General features: G+C 70.5%; 15 protein-coding genes, 1 tRNA gene and 2 pseudogenes. 3 read left to right on the top strand and 15 right to left on the bottom strand.

The features are described from left to right. Positions 1-195: 195 nt before the first annotated feature. From ACIGJO_RS33025 to ACIGJO_RS33015, 3 genes are all read right to left on the bottom strand, one after another. Positions 196-1,881 carry an FAD-dependent monooxygenase gene (locus tag ACIGJO_RS33025; protein WP_399964578.1) on the bottom strand — a complete coding sequence of 562 codons (1,686 nt, stop codon included), beginning with the start codon at positions 1,879-1,881 and terminating at the stop codon, positions 196-198. After that, on the bottom strand, positions 1,878-2,393 hold the full coding sequence (locus ACIGJO_RS33020) for a VOC family protein (RefSeq protein ID WP_399964576.1): 516 nt from the start codon (positions 2,391-2,393) through the stop codon (positions 1,878-1,880). Before ACIGJO_RS33020 ends, ACIGJO_RS33025 begins: the two co-directional genes overlap by 4 nt. Before the next feature lie 544 nt (positions 2,394-2,937). After that, on the bottom strand, positions 2,938-3,513 hold the full coding sequence (locus ACIGJO_RS33015; protein WP_399964574.1) for a TetR/AcrR family transcriptional regulator: 576 nt from the start codon (positions 3,511-3,513) through the stop codon (positions 2,938-2,940). A 148-nt stretch (positions 3,514-3,661) separates the two neighbouring features. On the opposite strand from ACIGJO_RS33015, the gene ACIGJO_RS33010 reads away from it, so the two are divergent. Then, positions 3,662-4,528 (top strand): fumarylacetoacetate hydrolase family protein, encoded by an 867-nt coding sequence (locus tag ACIGJO_RS33010; RefSeq protein ID WP_399964572.1) that lies wholly within the window; start codon positions 3,662-3,664, stop codon positions 4,526-4,528. A 13-nt stretch (positions 4,529-4,541) separates the two neighbouring features. On the opposite strand, the gene ACIGJO_RS33005 is transcribed toward ACIGJO_RS33010, so the two are convergent. From ACIGJO_RS33005 to ACIGJO_RS32990, 4 genes are all read right to left on the bottom strand, one after another. Next, a complete protein-coding gene (locus tag ACIGJO_RS33005) occupies positions 4,542-4,772 on the bottom strand; it encodes a hypothetical protein (RefSeq protein ID WP_399964570.1) in 231 nt (76 codons plus the stop codon). A 746-nt stretch (positions 4,773-5,518) separates the two neighbouring features. Next, positions 5,519-6,100, bottom strand: coding sequence for a TerD family protein (locus ACIGJO_RS33000; protein WP_399964568.1), 582 nt, complete (start codon positions 6,098-6,100; stop codon positions 5,519-5,521). Between the two features lie 76 nt (positions 6,101-6,176). Next, the gene (locus ACIGJO_RS32995; RefSeq protein WP_399964566.1) at positions 6,177-6,449 is read right to left on the bottom strand and encodes a twin-arginine translocase TatA/TatE family subunit; all 273 of its coding nucleotides are present in this window, start codon (positions 6,447-6,449) and stop codon (positions 6,177-6,179) included. 201 nt (positions 6,450-6,650) lie between these two features. Further along, complete coding sequence (locus ACIGJO_RS32990; RefSeq protein ID WP_399964564.1) at positions 6,651-7,226, bottom strand: TerD family protein; 576 nt, start codon at positions 7,224-7,226, stop codon at positions 6,651-6,653. Positions 7,227-7,418: 192 nt separating this feature from the next. On the opposite strand from ACIGJO_RS32990, the gene ACIGJO_RS32985 reads away from it, so the two are divergent. Further along, a complete protein-coding gene (locus ACIGJO_RS32985; protein ID WP_399964562.1) occupies positions 7,419-7,823 on the top strand; it encodes a BlaI/MecI/CopY family transcriptional regulator in 405 nt (134 codons plus the stop codon). A 5-nt stretch (positions 7,824-7,828) separates the two neighbouring features. Next, positions 7,829-8,761, top strand: coding sequence for a M56 family metallopeptidase (locus tag ACIGJO_RS32980; RefSeq protein WP_399964560.1), 933 nt, complete (start codon positions 7,829-7,831; stop codon positions 8,759-8,761). A gap of 275 nt (positions 8,762-9,036) precedes the next feature. Here ACIGJO_RS32980 and ACIGJO_RS32975 read toward each other — a convergent pair whose 3' ends face one another. The 8 genes and pseudogenes from ACIGJO_RS32975 to ACIGJO_RS32940 all read right to left on the bottom strand — a co-directional run. Continuing rightward, a complete protein-coding gene (locus tag ACIGJO_RS32975; protein ID WP_399964558.1) occupies positions 9,037-9,492 on the bottom strand; it encodes a tellurite resistance TerB family protein in 456 nt (151 codons plus the stop codon). Between the two features lie 100 nt (positions 9,493-9,592). Next, positions 9,593-10,624 (bottom strand): sporulation protein, encoded by a 1,032-nt coding sequence (locus ACIGJO_RS32970; protein WP_399964610.1) that lies wholly within the window; start codon positions 10,622-10,624, stop codon positions 9,593-9,595. 46 nt (positions 10,625-10,670) lie between these two features. Next, on the bottom strand, positions 10,671-10,892 hold the full coding sequence (locus tag ACIGJO_RS32965; RefSeq protein WP_399964556.1) for a hypothetical protein: 222 nt from the start codon (positions 10,890-10,892) through the stop codon (positions 10,671-10,673). Positions 10,893-11,356: 464 nt separating this feature from the next. After that, positions 11,357-11,557, bottom strand: coding sequence for a superinfection immunity protein (locus tag ACIGJO_RS32960; RefSeq protein WP_399964554.1), 201 nt, complete (start codon positions 11,555-11,557; stop codon positions 11,357-11,359). A gap of 343 nt (positions 11,558-11,900) precedes the next feature. After that, positions 11,901-12,086 (bottom strand): annotated as a pseudogene (locus tag ACIGJO_RS32955) (HAD family hydrolase); the annotation flags it as partial. A gap of 423 nt (positions 12,087-12,509) precedes the next feature. Next, positions 12,510-12,583: transfer RNA gene (locus ACIGJO_RS32950), tRNA-Lys, on the bottom strand. 101 nt (positions 12,584-12,684) lie between these two features. Then, entirely contained in the window at positions 12,685-14,388 is a 1,704-nt protein-coding gene (locus ACIGJO_RS32945; protein ID WP_399964552.1) for an amino acid permease, read from the bottom strand. Positions 14,389-14,616: 228 nt separating this feature from the next. Next, positions 14,617-15,043 (bottom strand): annotated as a pseudogene (locus tag ACIGJO_RS32940) (RNA helicase); the annotation flags it as partial.

Here is a 15,043-nt window from a genome sequence, read left to right as displayed (position 1 = left end):
GCGGTCAACGGCGTACGGGCCGTGCGAGAGGGGGCCCGGCGGACGGCGTACTCACCGCCTGCCGGGCCCCTGTGCACGTTTCGTACCGGAATACAGCTGTGTGCTGCTGAACGGGCGGCCACCCCGGGCCCCGGCCGGCCCAGGCTCCGGCCCGGGGTGGCCGGGGCCTGCGGCCGGTTCAGGCCGCGGCCCGGCTCAGACCGCGGCCCGGCTCGCGGTCAGCAGCTCGTACAGCGCCGCGCTCAGGGAGTCCTCGCCGGTTCCCTCGGCGCTGCTCCACGCGATGTGGCCGTCGGGCCGGACGAGGACGGCTCCGTCCGCCGGGATGCCGAGCTGTTCCAGTCCGGTGCCGTCGGTGCTGACGACGTCCCGGCCGACCACGACGGTGTGCGACGGCACGCTTTCGGCCACCGCCGCAAAGGCGTCGGCCCAGACCCCGCCGGCGGGGCCGACGATCAGCGTGAAGCCGGGGATCACGAGGTCCAGCGTCGACACCCGGGCGTCGGCACGTTCGACCCAGGCGTGCGGGAGCCGGGCGCCGCGCACCGCGGACGGGCGGAAGTCGGTCGCGGAGGGCGGGGTGTCGCTCGCTCCGTTCCCGGGCCGGACGGGCCCGTAGACGTAACCGATCTCCTGGTTGAGCGCGTCGAAGTGCGGCCGCTGGACCGGGATGGCCGCCGCGAGCCGCCTGCGCTCTTCGGCCGCCACCTCCGGGTCCGGGCTTTCGAGGCGCGCGGCGATGCTGCCGGTGTCCGGTCCGATTCCCGCGTCGGCCATCTTGAGCGCGTTGCTCACGCTGTGGCGTGCGTTGTCCATGGCGACCGGGCGGCGTTCGCTCTCGTAGCTGTCGAGCAGGTCCTCGGGCGCCCACCCGTTGATCACCGCGGCGAGCTTCCAGGCGAGGTTGTCCGCGTCGGCGAGGCCGGTGTTCATGCCCAGCCCGCCCGTCGGGGGGAACTGGTGCGCGGCATCGCCCGTCAGGAACACACGGCCGCTGCGGTAGCGCTTCGCGGTCCGCGCCGCCATGATCCACGGCCCCACGGCCCGGATCTCCACGTCGAGTTCGTCGACGCCGACCGCGTCGCGGATGATCTGCGCGCACCGCTCCGGCGGATAGTCGGCCAGTGACTCGGTGGCCGGGTCGAAGCTCCGCTGGAAGGTCCACCGGCGGTCGCCGTCCATCCCGATGAAGACACCGGGGGAGACCGAGTTGATCGCCCAGATCAGCAGCGCGGGATCGCGGCTCGTCCAGGGGGACAGGTCCGCGTGGAAGTAGATGTTGAGCTGGTGGCCCAGTACCGGCGGACCTTCGAGCCCGATCCCGAGCGCGTCACGGATCACGCCGGTCGCCCCGTCGGCCGCGACCGCGTAACGCGCCCGGATCGTCTCGTGCCGCTGCCCGCTCTCGACCGCCACCTCGACGTCGCCGCCCCGGTCGGTCACGTCGAGGACGGTGGTGTCGTAGCGGAGCGTGGCCATGCCCTGGGCGACCACCGCGTCCAGGAGGTGCTGCTGCACGCGGTCCTGGGCGCAGGAGGTGAGCACCTCGGGGGAGGCGTCGATGCGGCGCAGGATGTCCTCGGCGGGACCGTCGGCCAGATTGATGCGGCCGAGGTCGCGCCCGGACAGGGTCTGTTTCCACCGGATGTTGTGCGTCCACTCCGGGTCGACCGCGTCCCTGAGCACCGCGTCCGTGATGCCCCAGGCCCGCAGCAGCTCCATGGACCGGGTGTTGACTACGTGGGCCCGGGGGTGCGGGTTGACGCCGGAGTACCGCTCGCACACGACGCTGCGTACGCCGTGCCGGCCCAGCACCAGCGCGGTGGCCAGCCCCACGGGGCCGGCCCCGACGATGACCACGGGCGTGTCGGTCACGGTCATGACTGCTTGACCAGTTCCTCGAAGGGCTCACCCGATTCGAAGCGGCGGACCAGTTCGTCCGGATCGAATTCGACCCCGATCGGATTGTCGGCGAAGGCCCCGGAACGGAACCAGTCGTCGAGCTCCGCCTCCGTGGCGAAGTTGTCGATCTGCAGCTCGATGTGGTTGCCGTCGGGGTCGGCGAAGTACATCGACGTGGTCGGCCCGTGGTTGATGCACCAGAACGGATGCACCCCGTCCGCCTTCAGGCGCCGGTAGGTGCCCAGCAGGTCACCCAGCGTGTCGTAGGTGAAGGCCGCGTGGTGCAGACCGGTGTGCGACTCACCCGGCCGCTCCGAGGCCCCGGTGCCCACGAGCGCGATCCGATGGTGCTCCTCGTCGTAGGTGAGGAAGGCGATGAAGCCGTTGGAGAACGTGACGCGGCCTTCGAGGACCCGTACGTACCACTCCGTCATCGCTGGAACCTGACCGGTCCGGAAAACGATGTGGGCGAGTTTGCCTGGAGAAGCCATGACAGCAACCTCCTCATCGAGGGCAGAAACAGCCTTCTTGGCTGCCATACAAGAGGAGCATAGGGACGCTCTTGTGCGACAGTCAAGAGAAGTGGGCAGGGGCCCCCGCGGACGCGCGAAAGCCGCCGGTCACCGGCCGCCGGGGGCGGTCGCGGCATTCACGGCGTTCACGACGTGCGGAGTATGGATGACGGCGTACGGAAAGCGGCCGAGCCCCCGGCATCACCGGGCACGTACGGCACCTGGCCCCTCGGGGCAAACGGCACCCGGGCCCTGGCCTCACCAGGGCGTACGACACCCGACCCCACCGGGGCATCCGGCACCCAGAACCCGACACCCGATACCGATGCTCAGGACCGGCGCGCGGGACGGGTCAGCTCACGGTGCGAGCAGCGGCGGAGCCCAGCGCGGGGCGGGTCAGCCCACAGCACGCGCGGGCGGAGCCCAGCGCGGGGCAGGCCAGCCCACAGCACGCGTGGGCGGAGCCCAGCGCGGGACAGGTCAGCTCACGACGCAAGCAGCGGCGGAGCCCAGCGCGGGCGGGTCAGCTCACGGTGCGGGCGGCGGCCGCCGCCACCAGCGCCTCGGTCAGCAGCTCGACGAGTTCACCGGTCCCACGGTCGCTCCTGCGCACGCTGACCAGCAGCCCCTCGAACAGCACATGCGCGGTGTCGGCGACGAGCCCGACGTCGGCACCCTCGGGCAGCCGGGTCGCGATGGCCGCGAGCAGACGTTCCTCCAGCCACTCCTGCATCCGGGCATAGGTCTCGCCGAGCGCCTTCGACTCGACTATCCGCTCGTACGCCTCACGATGCAGCCCCCGATAGGGCTCCATCTCGGCCAGCAGGGCCACCAGCTCGCGCTGCGGATCGCCGCCGATCCCGGGGTCCGCCTCCACCCGGGCGCACACCTGCGCGAAGAAGCGGTCGATCGCCGCCGCGAACAGGTCGTCCTTGGTCGGGAAGTACCAGCGCACGGCATTGGCCGCGACCCCGGCCGCCCGGCCCACCTCGGCCACGCTGGTCGCCTTGTACCCCTTGGCCGCGAAGAGCTCCCACGCGTGCTCGACCATGGCGGCCTCGCGCTCGGCCCTGGGGATCTGCTGTCGGTTACGTGGCATGCCGAAGAGCCTATGCCGAATACCCGGCCCACCGGTCACCGCCGGTGAACACCTCTTGACGAGCGGACGCCCATCATCTTGACTCTGAAACAAGAAGACTCTTGCTTTCGAAACAAGAGTATCGGCCGGCCGGACAAAGGGGTTCGTGATGCGTCTGTACCGCACCGATCTGGGCATCGCCAGGGAGGACAGTCCCGGAGAGCTGTCCCTGCTCGATCTGCCCTTCGCGGACCTGGACACGCTCCTGCGGGGCCCCGGCGTCGAAGCGGCCGGGTCGGCGCCGGTCACCGGCCGCACCCCGCTCGACCGGGTGAGGGTGAACGCACCGGTGGGCAGGCCGGGCAAGGTGCTCATCGTCGGCCTCAACTACCGCAGCCACGCGACCGAGGCGCTGGAGATGATCGCCTCCATGGGGCGGGGCCCCCTCCCCCTCCCCGAGGAACCGAACTTCCAGGTCGTGGCGGGCTCCGCCGTGATCGCGCCCGGCGCGGACATCGTGCTCCCGGCGGTCGCGGCGACCCGGGTCGATTACGAGGGCGAGGTGGCGGCGGTCATCGGACGCACCGCGACAGCCGTGTCCGCCGCCGACGCCGGACAGCATCTCGCGGGTCTGACGATCACCAACGACGTGACCGCCCGCGACATCCAGCGCCGCGCGATGTCGGGGGACCCGACCGCCTCCATCGGCGTCGCCAAGAGCTTCGACACGTTCAAGCCCCTCGGCCCGTGCCTGGTGACCCCGGACGAGTTCGACGAGCCGCTCGACCTGCGGCTGCGCACCCGGGTCAACGGCGAACCCCGCCAGGACGACCGGACCAGCAGCTTCATCCACCGGCTGCCCGAGCTGATCTCGTACCTCTCGCACTATCTGACCCTCGAACCGGGCGATGTGATCTGCACCGGTTCGCCGAGCGGCGCCGGGGTGTTCTCCGACAGCTTCCTGCGCCCCGGCGACGTGGTGGAGGTGGAGGTGGAGGGCATCGGAACGCTCCGCAACCGGGTGGCCCCGGCCTGACGGGACCGCCGCCCTACTGCGCGGCCAGGGGCACCGGGGCCGGACAGCCGTGACGGCGGGCCGAGTTCGCGGCGAAGGTCTTCAGCGCTGCCCGCTGGAGCTTCGGGTCGGCGGCCCGGAAGTCACCGGCCTCCTCGTCCCGGACGGTTTCGACGGCGTAGAGCGCTTCGCCGTCCGGGCAGTCCGCCGTGGTCCAGTACACCCCGTCCGTACCGCGCGTATCGGTGAGGTGCGAGCGCGACAACACCCGCCGACGCCCAGATCACCCGCCGACGCCGCCCGCCCCGGGGCGGGGGCGTGCCGTCGTGACGCGATCCGTCGTGAAGCGATCCGTTCTCCGCCATATGGTTCAGTCCCTGCCCAGCACCGAGAGTGCGGTCGTGCGGGACGTGATGTGCGACTGCGACGCCTCGTCACGCATGTTGATCACCGCAGTGTCCTTCTTATTTGCCGGTGTCGTCGAAGTGACCGAGGTCGGGCAGCCTGTTGTCCAGCTTCATGGTGTCCTCGGAGCCGAGGGAGTTCAGCAGGGTCTGGCTGTAGACCGTGGTGCCGGCGTTGTCTGCTTTATCGGCGTTGTCGCGGTTCAGCCGCTGCCGGTTCGCGCGGTCCTCCGCAGAGAGCCTGTCGCCGCCGAGAACCTTGTCGGCGTACGACTTTCGCCTCGCGCGCCTCGTAGACCACGATGTCCCCGACAGCGGTGCTGTTGAAGCCGTGCTGCGCCGAGCCCGGCAGGATCTCCTCCGGACCGGTCTTGACCCACGGCGGCCTTCGTCAGCGCGAGCTGCGCGCCCCGGTCGGCGTCGTCGACCTTGCTGAAGTCGCACGACGCCTCTTCTGGTGCGCGGCCCATTCCTGATCGAAGGACACCGTTCCCCCACACAGTTCGCTTCTTGCTTCGGATCAGAACACAGCACTACGGATCAAGCTGTGGTCTGCAAAAGGACAACCAGGATCAGCTACGGACACCTGACAGTGGTGCGGGTGTTGTCAGAGGTGCGGGGTGAGGGAAGGCATGAGGTCCTGGAAGGTGCGGCCGTCCGCCGGGCTTCCGATGGCCGCCATCTCCCAACCGGTGCCGCTGCGCCGCACCTTGGCCATGATCTGGGCGGTGTGACGGCCGCCTCCGGTGAGGGTGTAGCGGGCCAGTTCCTGGCCGTTGGTCTCGTCGATCAGCCGGCAGAAGGCGTTGTCGACCTCCTCGAAGGTCTGGCCGGTGAAGGAGTTCACGGTGAAGACGATCTGGTCGATGTGGACGGGGACGCGCTGAAGGTCCACGACGATCGACTCGTCGTCGCCGCCCTGCCCCGCGCCGCCGACGCGGTTGTCCCCGGTGTGGCGTACGGAACCGTCGTCACTCACCAGATGCTGGAAAAAGACGACGTCCACCGGCTGCTTGTCGGCGAAGAGCACCGCCGAGGCGTCCAGGTCGATCTCGCGGGCGGTGAGCCGGGCGAGGAACCCCTTGCGTGCCGCGGCCTTCCAGCCCAGTCCCATCCGTACGACGGTCAGTGCGCCGCCGTCGGACTTGCTGAGGCTGATCTGCTGGCCCTTGGTCAGGTTTACGGACATGTGCCGCCTCTTCCTTGGTTCGGATGGGCTTCGTACATTACGCAGGGAATTATTCGTACGGGTGATGCTGACGGGTTCAGACGGGCCGGGCAGGTCCGCCGTCCGTGACACCGCCCGTGCCGTCACCCGGCCGCACACCGGTGCTGTCCACCGGCTGGGCCCGGATGACGCCGGGGGCTGTCTGCTGCGGCTGCGCGGCGGCGGAGCCCTCGGACTTCATCGCCTTGGCCTCGCTCTTGAGGATGCGCGCCGCCTTGCCCGCGTTTCGGGCCAGGTCCGGGAGTTTCTTCGCGCCGATGACGATCAGGACGACGATCAGGAGTATGGCGAGTTCGCTGAGTCCGAACACCGGGATCCGCTCTCTTGAAGTGGCCGTGAAGGACGAGACACACGAGGCGTGCAAGGCGCGCGAGACGCACGAGACGCATGGGGCTTGGGGCTTGGGGGCACAAGGGGCCGGGGCGTACGGAACGGAGGGCGCCGGAAGCGTGGGCCCGCACCCCGCGTCCGGCGCCCCGCGCCCTTCGGCTCGCTGCCCCGCTACAACAGGTCAGACATTGACGCCGAAGTCCTTGGCGATACCGGCGAGCCCGCTCGCGTACCCCTGGCCGACGGCGCGGAACTTCCACTCGGCGCCGTTGCGGTACAGCTCGCCGAAGACCATGGCGGTCTCGGTGGCGGCGTCCTCGGACAGGTCGTAGCGGGCGAGTTCGGCGCCGCCCGCCTGGTTGACCACGCGGATGAAGGCGTTGCGCACCTGGCCGAAGCTGTGGCCGCGGCTCTCGGCGTCATGGATCGACACCGGGAAGACGATCCTCGCCACATCGGCGGGTACGGCGGCCAGGTTGACCTTGACGACCTCGTCGTCACCCTCGCCCTCGCCGGTCAGGTTGTCGCCGGTGTGCTCGACCGAGCCGTCCGGGCTGGCGAGGTTGTTGAAGAAGACGAAGTGCTGGTCGGAGAGGACCTTCCCGGCCTCGTCGACGAGCAGGGCGCTGGCGTCGAGGTCGTAGCCGGTGCCGGTGGTCGTGCGGACGTCCCAGCCGAGACCGACCAGTACGGCCGTCAGCCCCGGGGCCTCCTTGGTGAGCGAGACGTTGCCGCCCTTGGCCAGGCTGACACCCATGTCGTACCCCTATCCCGCGTATGTGCCGTGCAAAGGATCCGGGTCCGTTGCCCGGGTCCCGGTAACAGTCTCAAAATCTACAGGACTGTAGAAAGCAGGGGGAGGGCCGATCGGGCCGTACCGGGTGCTTCCGGCCAGTACGATGAACCGCCCCGCAGCGGTGTGCGGGCCACGAGGCGGGAGGGAGACGGCATGACCGACCAGAACCAGGACGGTGCCGCCCGGCATCCCCGCCGCCGTGGCCAGGGAGAGCTGGAATCGCTGGTGCTGGCGGCGCTGCGGCAGGCACCGGGCCCGGTGAACGCCGCCTGGGTACAGGAACGGCTCACCGGCGACCTCGCGTACACCACGGTGATCACCATCCTCACGCGTCTGCACGCCAAGGGCGCGGTGGCCCGTGAGCGGACCGGCCGGTCCTTCGCCTGGACCCCGGCCGCCGACGAGGCCGGCCTCGCGGCGCTGCGGATGCGCAAGGTGCTGGACGGGGAGTCGGACCGCGAGGCGGTCCTGGCCAGTTTCGTCACCACCCTGTCCCCGGGGGACGAGGAGCTGCTGCGCGGCCTGCTCGCCGAGACGGCCGACGACGCGGAAGACTGACCGACATGGGCGTGTTCGTCTTCCTGCCGCTCGTCCTGCCCCTGAGCGCGTGGCCCATCGCGCGCCTGGCCGAGCAGCATCTGCATCCGCGCGCCGCCACCGTTCTGCTGACGGCGGTCGCCGCCGTCCTCGCTGTGTGCAGCACGCTGTGCCTGGCGCTGCTGATGGTCGTCGGCACGGCGCAGCTGCCGGGCAACCCGTTGCCGGACGCCTGGTCGGATCCGGAGGTGCGCGAGGCACTGCCGTACGACGAGGTGGCGGGCAAGGTGGCCATCCCCGCCCTGATCGCCGTGCTCGCCTCGTGCGCGCGGACGGTGTGGCGGCACCATCGCGTACGGCGCCGGGCCGGCCGGGCGCTGGCGTGGCTGCCCCCGCGGCCGGTGGCGGTGCTGCCGGACGAGACGCCGTACGCGTACGCGCTGCCGGGCGGACGGCGCGACCGGATCGTCGTGACGACCGGCATGCTGGCCGGCCTGAACGCCCCGGAGCGCCGGGCCCTCTTCGCCCATGAACGTGCTCATCTGTCCGGCCGCCACCACCGCTTCCTGCTGGCCGTGCAGATCGCCGCGCGGGCCAACCCGTTCCTGCGGCCGCTGCGTACCGCCGTGATCTACACAGCGGAACGGTGGGCGGACGAGGACGCGGCCGCGGCGGTCGGCAGCCGGCGCACCGTGGCCCGCGCGATCGGCAAGACGGCCCTGATCTCACGCGGCGCGCCCATCGCCACGCTGGCGGGTTTCGCGGCGGTCGGGCCGGTGCCGCGGCGGATGGCGGCCCTGCTCGGGCCGGCCCCCGCCGCACGCGTATGGCCCTCCGTGTTCACCACGGTGGGGCTGGCTGCCTGGGGAGCCGCGGCGGGCACGACCGTATCGGCGCTGTCCTCCGCGAATTCGGCGATCACGCTCTATCTCGTCCTGCACGCGGCGACACCGATGTAACCGGTGTAACCGGTGGTGCGGGGCCGGAGCGGACGGCGCGGCGGCCAGTACGGACCTGCCGGGCCGCAGGGGCCTCCCGGGGCCCTGGGCCTCCGAGGCTCCCGGGCCTTCCAGCCTTCCGGGACCCTGGGCCTTCCGCGACCCTGGGCCTTCCGGCCTCCCGGACCCGGCCCCGGCGCCTCCAGGACCCCGGACTCCCCGGGCTCCCCGGACTCCTGCACCTCCCGGGCTCCTGCACCTCCCCGGGCTCCAGCGCCTCCCGGGCTCTCCGGTGCCTACAGGTCGAACTCGTGCGGCGGCAGGTCGAGCGCGAAGCACGCCTCGCGGACGATCGCCTGCTCGTCCTTGTCGAAGTCGCCGTCGGCGCCGCCGATGACAATGCCGATCTGGATGACGGCACGCGCCTCCGCCGGCTTCTTCTTCGCCTTGGCGATCTCCTGCATCACGCTGACCTTGCCGAAGGCGAAGTCGGCGGCGAGCTTGTTGAGGTTGTCGTCGAAGCGGCGCTGGAGGTCGTCCGCGGCGAAGTTCTGGAGCACCTCGTTGGACGCGATGAGCTGGGCGACGCGCTGCCGCTCGGACGGGTCGACGGAGCCGTCGGCGGCGGAAACCAGCGCGCACATCGCCATGCTCGCGTCCCGGAACGCACCGCTCTTCAGGTCGTTCTTCTTCGCCATGAGCTGGGTCTGCATCGTCGACGCAGATTCCTTGAAACGGTCCCACAGGGCCATGAGAACTCCGTATGTGTAGGGCCGTCCGGACCGGATGGAGCGCCCGGACGACCGGTTTTTCTACATTTACGTAGAAGCTATCAGGGGTGACGAAACGGCCTCAGCCCTCGTCGCCCTCTTCCTCGTCGCCTTCGAAGAAGTCGCCGACCTCGTCGACGACCTCGGCCGCGACCATTCCGCCGACGACGCCGACGGCGAGTCCGGCCGCCCCCGCCGCCACGACGGTGCCCATACCGGGTCCGGAGCGCCGACCGTGCTCCTCGCCATGGTGATGCCCACCGTGCTGATGCCCGGCGTCGCCGACGTGGCCGCCCCGGTAGGGGTCCTGGTGCCCGTACGCCCCGTGGGAACCGTACGAGTCCCGGCGCTCCACCAGCCGGCTCATCCAGGCGTCGATCTCGGCGTTCCAGTCACGGTGGCCGACGTCCTGGTGGCTCACGGTGAACCGGGTGATCACGTCCTGTCCCTCGGTGAAGAGGCCGCCGCGCTTGTCCGCCTCCAGGACCACCTCCATGCCGCCCGGGTGCGCGAGGAAGGTCACCTCGATCTCATTGACCGCGTGCGCGTAGCGCGCCGAGGGCGTGAGCTCGACCTCCTGGTAGAAGGGGAGCTGCTGGCCGGTACCGCGGATCCGCCCCAGCTCCAGATCGGCGGACCTGAAGCCGAAACCGCTCTGCCCGAAGGCTTCGAGTACGGCCTCCTGCACCGGCAGCGGGCGCACCGCGAGCGGGTCCAGGTCGCCCTTGTCCCTGGCCCCCGCCACCGACAGTTCGGTCCGCACACCGAGGACGACCCCGAGCTGCTGACCGTGGAGTTCGGTGACGGGTGTCTCCCACGGCAGCGTCATGCCGAAGGGAACACTGCGCTCCTCCCCCGCGGCGAGGCGGAAGTTCCCGCCGACGGCGACGCGGTCGAAGACCACCACGCCCTCGCGCTCACCGTCCTCGTGCTCGGCCTCCACCCTGGCCACCAGCTCCAGGGTGATCTGCTCAATGGTGAAGTCGGCGTCGCCGCCCCTGAGGTGGACCTGCCCGGCAAGGCTGCCGCCGGGCAGCACCGCGCCGGGGTCGAGAACCGTGTCCACCGTGGGCCCGCCCACACCGAGCGAGCCGAGCAGCCGTTTGAACACCATCGTGGCGTTCACTCCTTCTTTCTCCGCGTGCGGTTTCCCGCGCCGCCTACTTGGAGGCCGTGTCCAGTGCGGCCAGCGCCTGCGCCCAGTGCGCGTACTTCAGGTCGGCCAGGTCGGCGACCGACGTGACGCCGAACGCCTCCTGAAGCAGCTCGCCGTCCCGGTCCGAGACGCCCTTCAGGGCGGACACGGGGGCGGCGAGGATCTCCGGCAGGCCCTTGTCCGCCCACGCCTTGTCCAGCACCTTGTCCAGGTCGATCGAAGCCATGACGGTCCTCCTACGGAATTCGGATGGATGGTGCGTGCGACGGTTCCGGAACGGCGATCGGCCGACGATCGACCGGCGCCCGTCGGCCGGAGACCACTGGCCACCGGGCGCCGGCCGCCGGGCGTCCCGCGCACCGGAACGCCTGCTCGCGGGCACGGCGAAGCCGGAAGTCCGAGCCGTCCCGGACTTCATCTACACGCCTGTAGAAGCATAGGGCCGGGAGGCGGCGGCAGGGACGGATTCCGGACACCCAAGGACACTCAACTCACCCCAGACGCAAAGAGAACAGCCCCTCCCGAACCTGCGGGAAGGGCTGCTCCCGTCCCCCCCAAGGGCGGCGGGGCTGCACCGGACCGGCGGAGATACGACGGCGGCGCGACCGGGAACGACGGAAAGGGGCACCACAGCACCGGAGTTCGGCCACGGCACGGCCCCGTCGCCGATGGAACCGCTGAGCACCGAACTCACGCCGTAGTGGGCTCCTTGGCCTTGCGCAGGGCCAGGACGAGGGCCAGCACCCAGCCCAGGAAGGTCGCGCCGAAGATCACGTTGATGACCAGGACCAACCACCGGTTGTCCGTCCGGCGGTTGAAGGCGATCAGGGACGGCAGGAGGTAGGCCGCCGCTCCGAGGACACCGAGAACTACGGTCACCAATATTTCCATGCGTCTCCTTCGACAGGTCGGTCGGATCGGTCAGCGTATCCGGCGGAAGTGGCCTTGCCCGGTCGGACGAACAGCCAATCGCCCCGGGCCGCAAGGGGATAGGGGCGAGCACCAGGGCCGGCGCCCACCGCACAGCATCGTCCGACCCACCGGATCAGCCACCGCCAAGTGATCCGGATGCCCCGGTGCCGCCGCGACAACGCACCGAACACCCCGGACTCCTCGCCGTCCCCGACTGTGTCTGGGCTGCCGACCGACCCCGCCCTCATGAACCACGCCCCTCCCGCGGCGCGCGGGAGGGGCGGTGACGTGCGTCCTGAGCCAGGCTCTCAGGGACCGCGGGTTACCCCGTGCTCTCGCCCAGGGCGGTGCGCAGCCAGTCAATGGTTCCCTGCGACAGAAGCTCATCGGCCAGCCGGTTCGCGGTCTCGGTGACCAGGCGGCCGCGGCTGTTGTCGATCCACCGCTGAGCGTTCTCGTACCCCTGCGACCGGTACTCGATGCCCTGGAGCAGGCACTCCAGTTCCGCCTCGGCAAGGCGAATCGCGTACCGGATGCCTTTCAGCTCCCGGCGCGACCGAGCCGACAGCTCCCGGCCATCCAACACCACGGGAAGGGCCGCGCGTAGTTCGTCTCCGTCGGGAGTTCCAGGACGCAGCAGGTTCGGCCGGGCGGCAAGCAGCGCCCATCCGACTGCTGAACATCGCCCACCCGGCCGTCGCCACTGGCACCGCAGTGGCTCAGGCTCTGGGCCCGGCCCAAGACTCGGCGATCACACGTCCAGTCCAGAGGCGAGCCAGCCCCTCCAGGGCGGTCTTCCGAGGCCTGGTGACCCTCGCGCTCACACTTCGCTCGCGCCGGGCGGCCGGAAACGACGGAGCGCCTCAGCCAGAAGAATCTGGTTGAGGCGCTCCGGTGCAGGTCAGAGGAGTCTGCCTCCAGCTGCACTCGGTAGGCCGTGTGGGACTCGAACCCACAACCAACGGATTAAAAGTCCGCTGCTCTGACCAATTGAGCTAACGGCCCCTGGCACATCACCCCCGAGCATAGCCCCCGGGAGCCCGGCGGCCGATCCGGTATCGGGTGCCGGGGGCTGTCGTCCCGGTCGGAGGGCGGTCAGGATGCGGTCACTGCGGGGATTCGTGGGGGATCGTGCGCTGGTGGTCCGAGGTGTCGGCGCTGCCGGTGGTTTCCGAGGCGTCGGGGCGCTCGGGGGTGGCGGGGGCGGCGGTGCTGCCGGTGGTGGCGGAGGGCCCGGTGGCGTCGGCGGGTTTCAGGAACCAGCGCCTGGCCGAAGCCAGCCACCAGGTCGCCGCGAAGCCGAGCACCACCAGGACGGCGATCGGGGCGTAGTTGAAGGTCTCCCAGGTGACCGGGGACACCTGGGGCAGCATGAACAGCACCGTGATGATCACGACCCAGGCCACCGCGACGATGCCGATCGGGCGGGACCAGCGGCCGAGGTGCCAGGGGCCCCGGGCGAAGTCGTCGCCGCGCAGGAGGCGGAGCAGGGTGGGGATGACGTACGCGATGTAGAGGCCGATCACCGCGATGGAGGTGACGGCGGCGTACGCGGTGACGTTGATCAGGTACGGGAGGCCGAGGGCCAGGGCTCCCAGTGCGGCCAGCCAGACCGCCGCGACGGGGGTCCGGGTGCGCGGGCTGACCGTGTGCCAGACGCGCGAGAAGGGGAGGGCGCCGTCGCGGGAGAAGGCGTAGATCATGCGGCTGTTCGCGGTGACCGAGGCCATGCCGCAGAAGAGCTGGGCCCCGATCACGACCAGCAGCAGGAGCTTGCCGGTGGTGGCGCCGAGGGCGTCCAGCAGGATCTGGGCGGGCGGTGCGCCGGTCGGGGACGTCAGGGCGCCCTCGTACGACTGGATGGCGAAGGTGAAGCCGAGCAGGAGGACGAACCCGGCGATCCAGGAGGTCCAGATGGACTGGACGATGCCGCGCGGCCCCGCCACGGCGGCGTCGTGCGTCTCCTCCGTCATGTGCGCCGAGGCGTCGTAGCCGGTGAAGGTGTACTGGGCCATCAGCAGGCCGATCATCACGACGTAGAAGCCGCTGCCCCACCCCGTGTTGTTGACGAACTCGGTGAACACGTACGACGCCGACTGGTGCGAGTCCGGTACGAAGGTCAGGGCGCCGACGATGACGGCCACCCCGACGACGTGCCACCAGACGCTGACGCTGTTGAGGAACGCCACGATGCCGACGCCGAACGTGTTGAGCAGGCCGTGCAGCACCAGGATCGCGGCGAAGAGCAGGATCGTCCGGCCGGGCGTGACCTCGAAGCCGAACTGGAGGTTCAGATACGCCCCGAGGAAGGACGCCGCCCCGAAGTCGATCCCGGCGGTGACCGCGACCTGGCCGAGCACGTTGAACCAGCCCGTGAACCACGCCCAGGCCGCCGCCGAGCGCGGCGGGGCGAGGCGGTGGGCCCAGAAGTACAGGCCCGCTGAGGTCGGGTACGCCGAACAGATCTCCGCCATCGCCAGCCCCACGAACAGCGTCATCAGGCCGACCCCGACCCAGCCCCAGGTGATGACGGCGGGTCCGCCGGTGTTCATCCCGAACAGATACAGCGTCAGACAGCCGGAGAGCACCGAGATGATCGTGAACGAGACGGCGTAGTTGGAGAAGGCCGACATCCGGCGGGCCAGGACCTGGGTGTAGCCGAGTTCGGCCAGCCGCGCCTCGTCCGATCCGGGAGAGGGCGACGGTCCGGACGGGGGCGGCGACGCGGACGGTGCGAGCGGTCCGGACGAGGCGGATGACGTGGACGGTCCCGGTGGTCCCGTCTGTGGCGCGGGTGAGTCGTTTGTCATGCCCCCAGCGATTCCCTCACCGGGGGCATGACATGCGTACCGCGTGCGCCCGGCCCCCGGCCCGACTTCGCGTGCCGTGTCCGCGCTTCCCCACAGTCGTCGGCTATTAACGGCTGTTCCGCTTGCATGGGAAAGGAAAAGAAAGCGGGCCCGTCCGTGAAGGACGGGCCCGCTTCAGCAGGTCGGCCGAGCCGTCGAGCCGCTGCTCAACAGGTCGGCGTTACGCGATCAGCCGTTGCGCTTCCAGCGCGGCTTGTCGTCGCGGCGGCCGAACGAACCGGTGTTGGTGCCGGTGTTGGCACCACGGTGGTCATCACGACGGCCGGTCGGACGGTCGCTGCCGCCGGAGCGGAAGCCGCCCGAGGGGCGGTCGTCACGACGGTCGCGGTTGAACGGACGGTCGCTGCCGCCGGAGCGGAAGCCACCGGAGGGGCGGTCGTCACGACGGTCACGGCTGAACGACGGGCGGTCGTTGTCACGACGCTCGAACGAACGGCCACCACGGTCGCCGCCACGGTCATCACGACGGTCGCCGCCACCGGAGCGGAAGCCGCCCGAGGGGCGGTCGTCACGACGGTCACGGCTGAACGACGGGCGGTCGTTGTCACGACGCTCGAACGAACGGCCACCACGGTCGCCGCCACGGTCATCAACG

This window comes from Streptomyces sp. NPDC079020 (genome assembly GCF_044542225.1).
Lineage (GTDB): Bacteria > Actinomycetota > Actinomycetes > Streptomycetales > Streptomycetaceae > Streptomyces.
The sequence above is the reverse complement of the archived record's forward strand: the minus strand, read 5'-3'. Positions and strand labels throughout refer to the sequence as shown.

Coding starts and splice junctions, on each gene's coding strand:
- ACIGJO_RS33025 (WP_399964578.1), bottom strand. CDS start 1,881: ATGACCGTGACCGACACGCCCGTGGTCATCGTCGGGGCCGGCCCCGTG.
- ACIGJO_RS33020 (WP_399964576.1), bottom strand. CDS start 2,393: ATGGCTTCTCCAGGCAAACTCGCCCACATCGTTTTCCGGACCGGTCAG.
- ACIGJO_RS33015 (WP_399964574.1), bottom strand. CDS start 3,513: ATGCCACGTAACCGACAGCAGATCCCCAGGGCCGAGCGCGAGGCCGCC.
- ACIGJO_RS33010 (WP_399964572.1), top strand. CDS start 3,662: ATGCGTCTGTACCGCACCGATCTGGGCATCGCCAGGGAGGACAGTCCC.
- ACIGJO_RS33000 (WP_399964568.1), bottom strand. CDS start 6,100: ATGTCCGTAAACCTGACCAAGGGCCAGCAGATCAGCCTCAGCAAGTCC.
- ACIGJO_RS32990 (WP_399964564.1), bottom strand. CDS start 7,226: ATGGGTGTCAGCCTGGCCAAGGGCGGCAACGTCTCGCTCACCAAGGAG.
- ACIGJO_RS32985 (WP_399964562.1), top strand. CDS start 7,419: ATGACCGACCAGAACCAGGACGGTGCCGCCCGGCATCCCCGCCGCCGT.
- ACIGJO_RS32980 (WP_399964560.1), top strand. CDS start 7,829: ATGGGCGTGTTCGTCTTCCTGCCGCTCGTCCTGCCCCTGAGCGCGTGG.
- ACIGJO_RS32975 (WP_399964558.1), bottom strand. CDS start 9,492: ATGGCCCTGTGGGACCGTTTCAAGGAATCTGCGTCGACGATGCAGACC.
- ACIGJO_RS32970 (WP_399964610.1), bottom strand. CDS start 10,624: ATGGTGTTCAAACGGCTGCTCGGCTCGCTCGGTGTGGGCGGGCCCACG.
- ACIGJO_RS32965 (WP_399964556.1), bottom strand. CDS start 10,892: ATGGCTTCGATCGACCTGGACAAGGTGCTGGACAAGGCGTGGGCGGAC.
- ACIGJO_RS32960 (WP_399964554.1), bottom strand. CDS start 11,557: ATGGAAATATTGGTGACCGTAGTTCTCGGTGTCCTCGGAGCGGCGGCC.
- ACIGJO_RS32945 (WP_399964552.1), bottom strand. CDS start 14,388: ATGACAAACGACTCACCCGCGCCACAGACGGGACCACCGGGACCGTCC.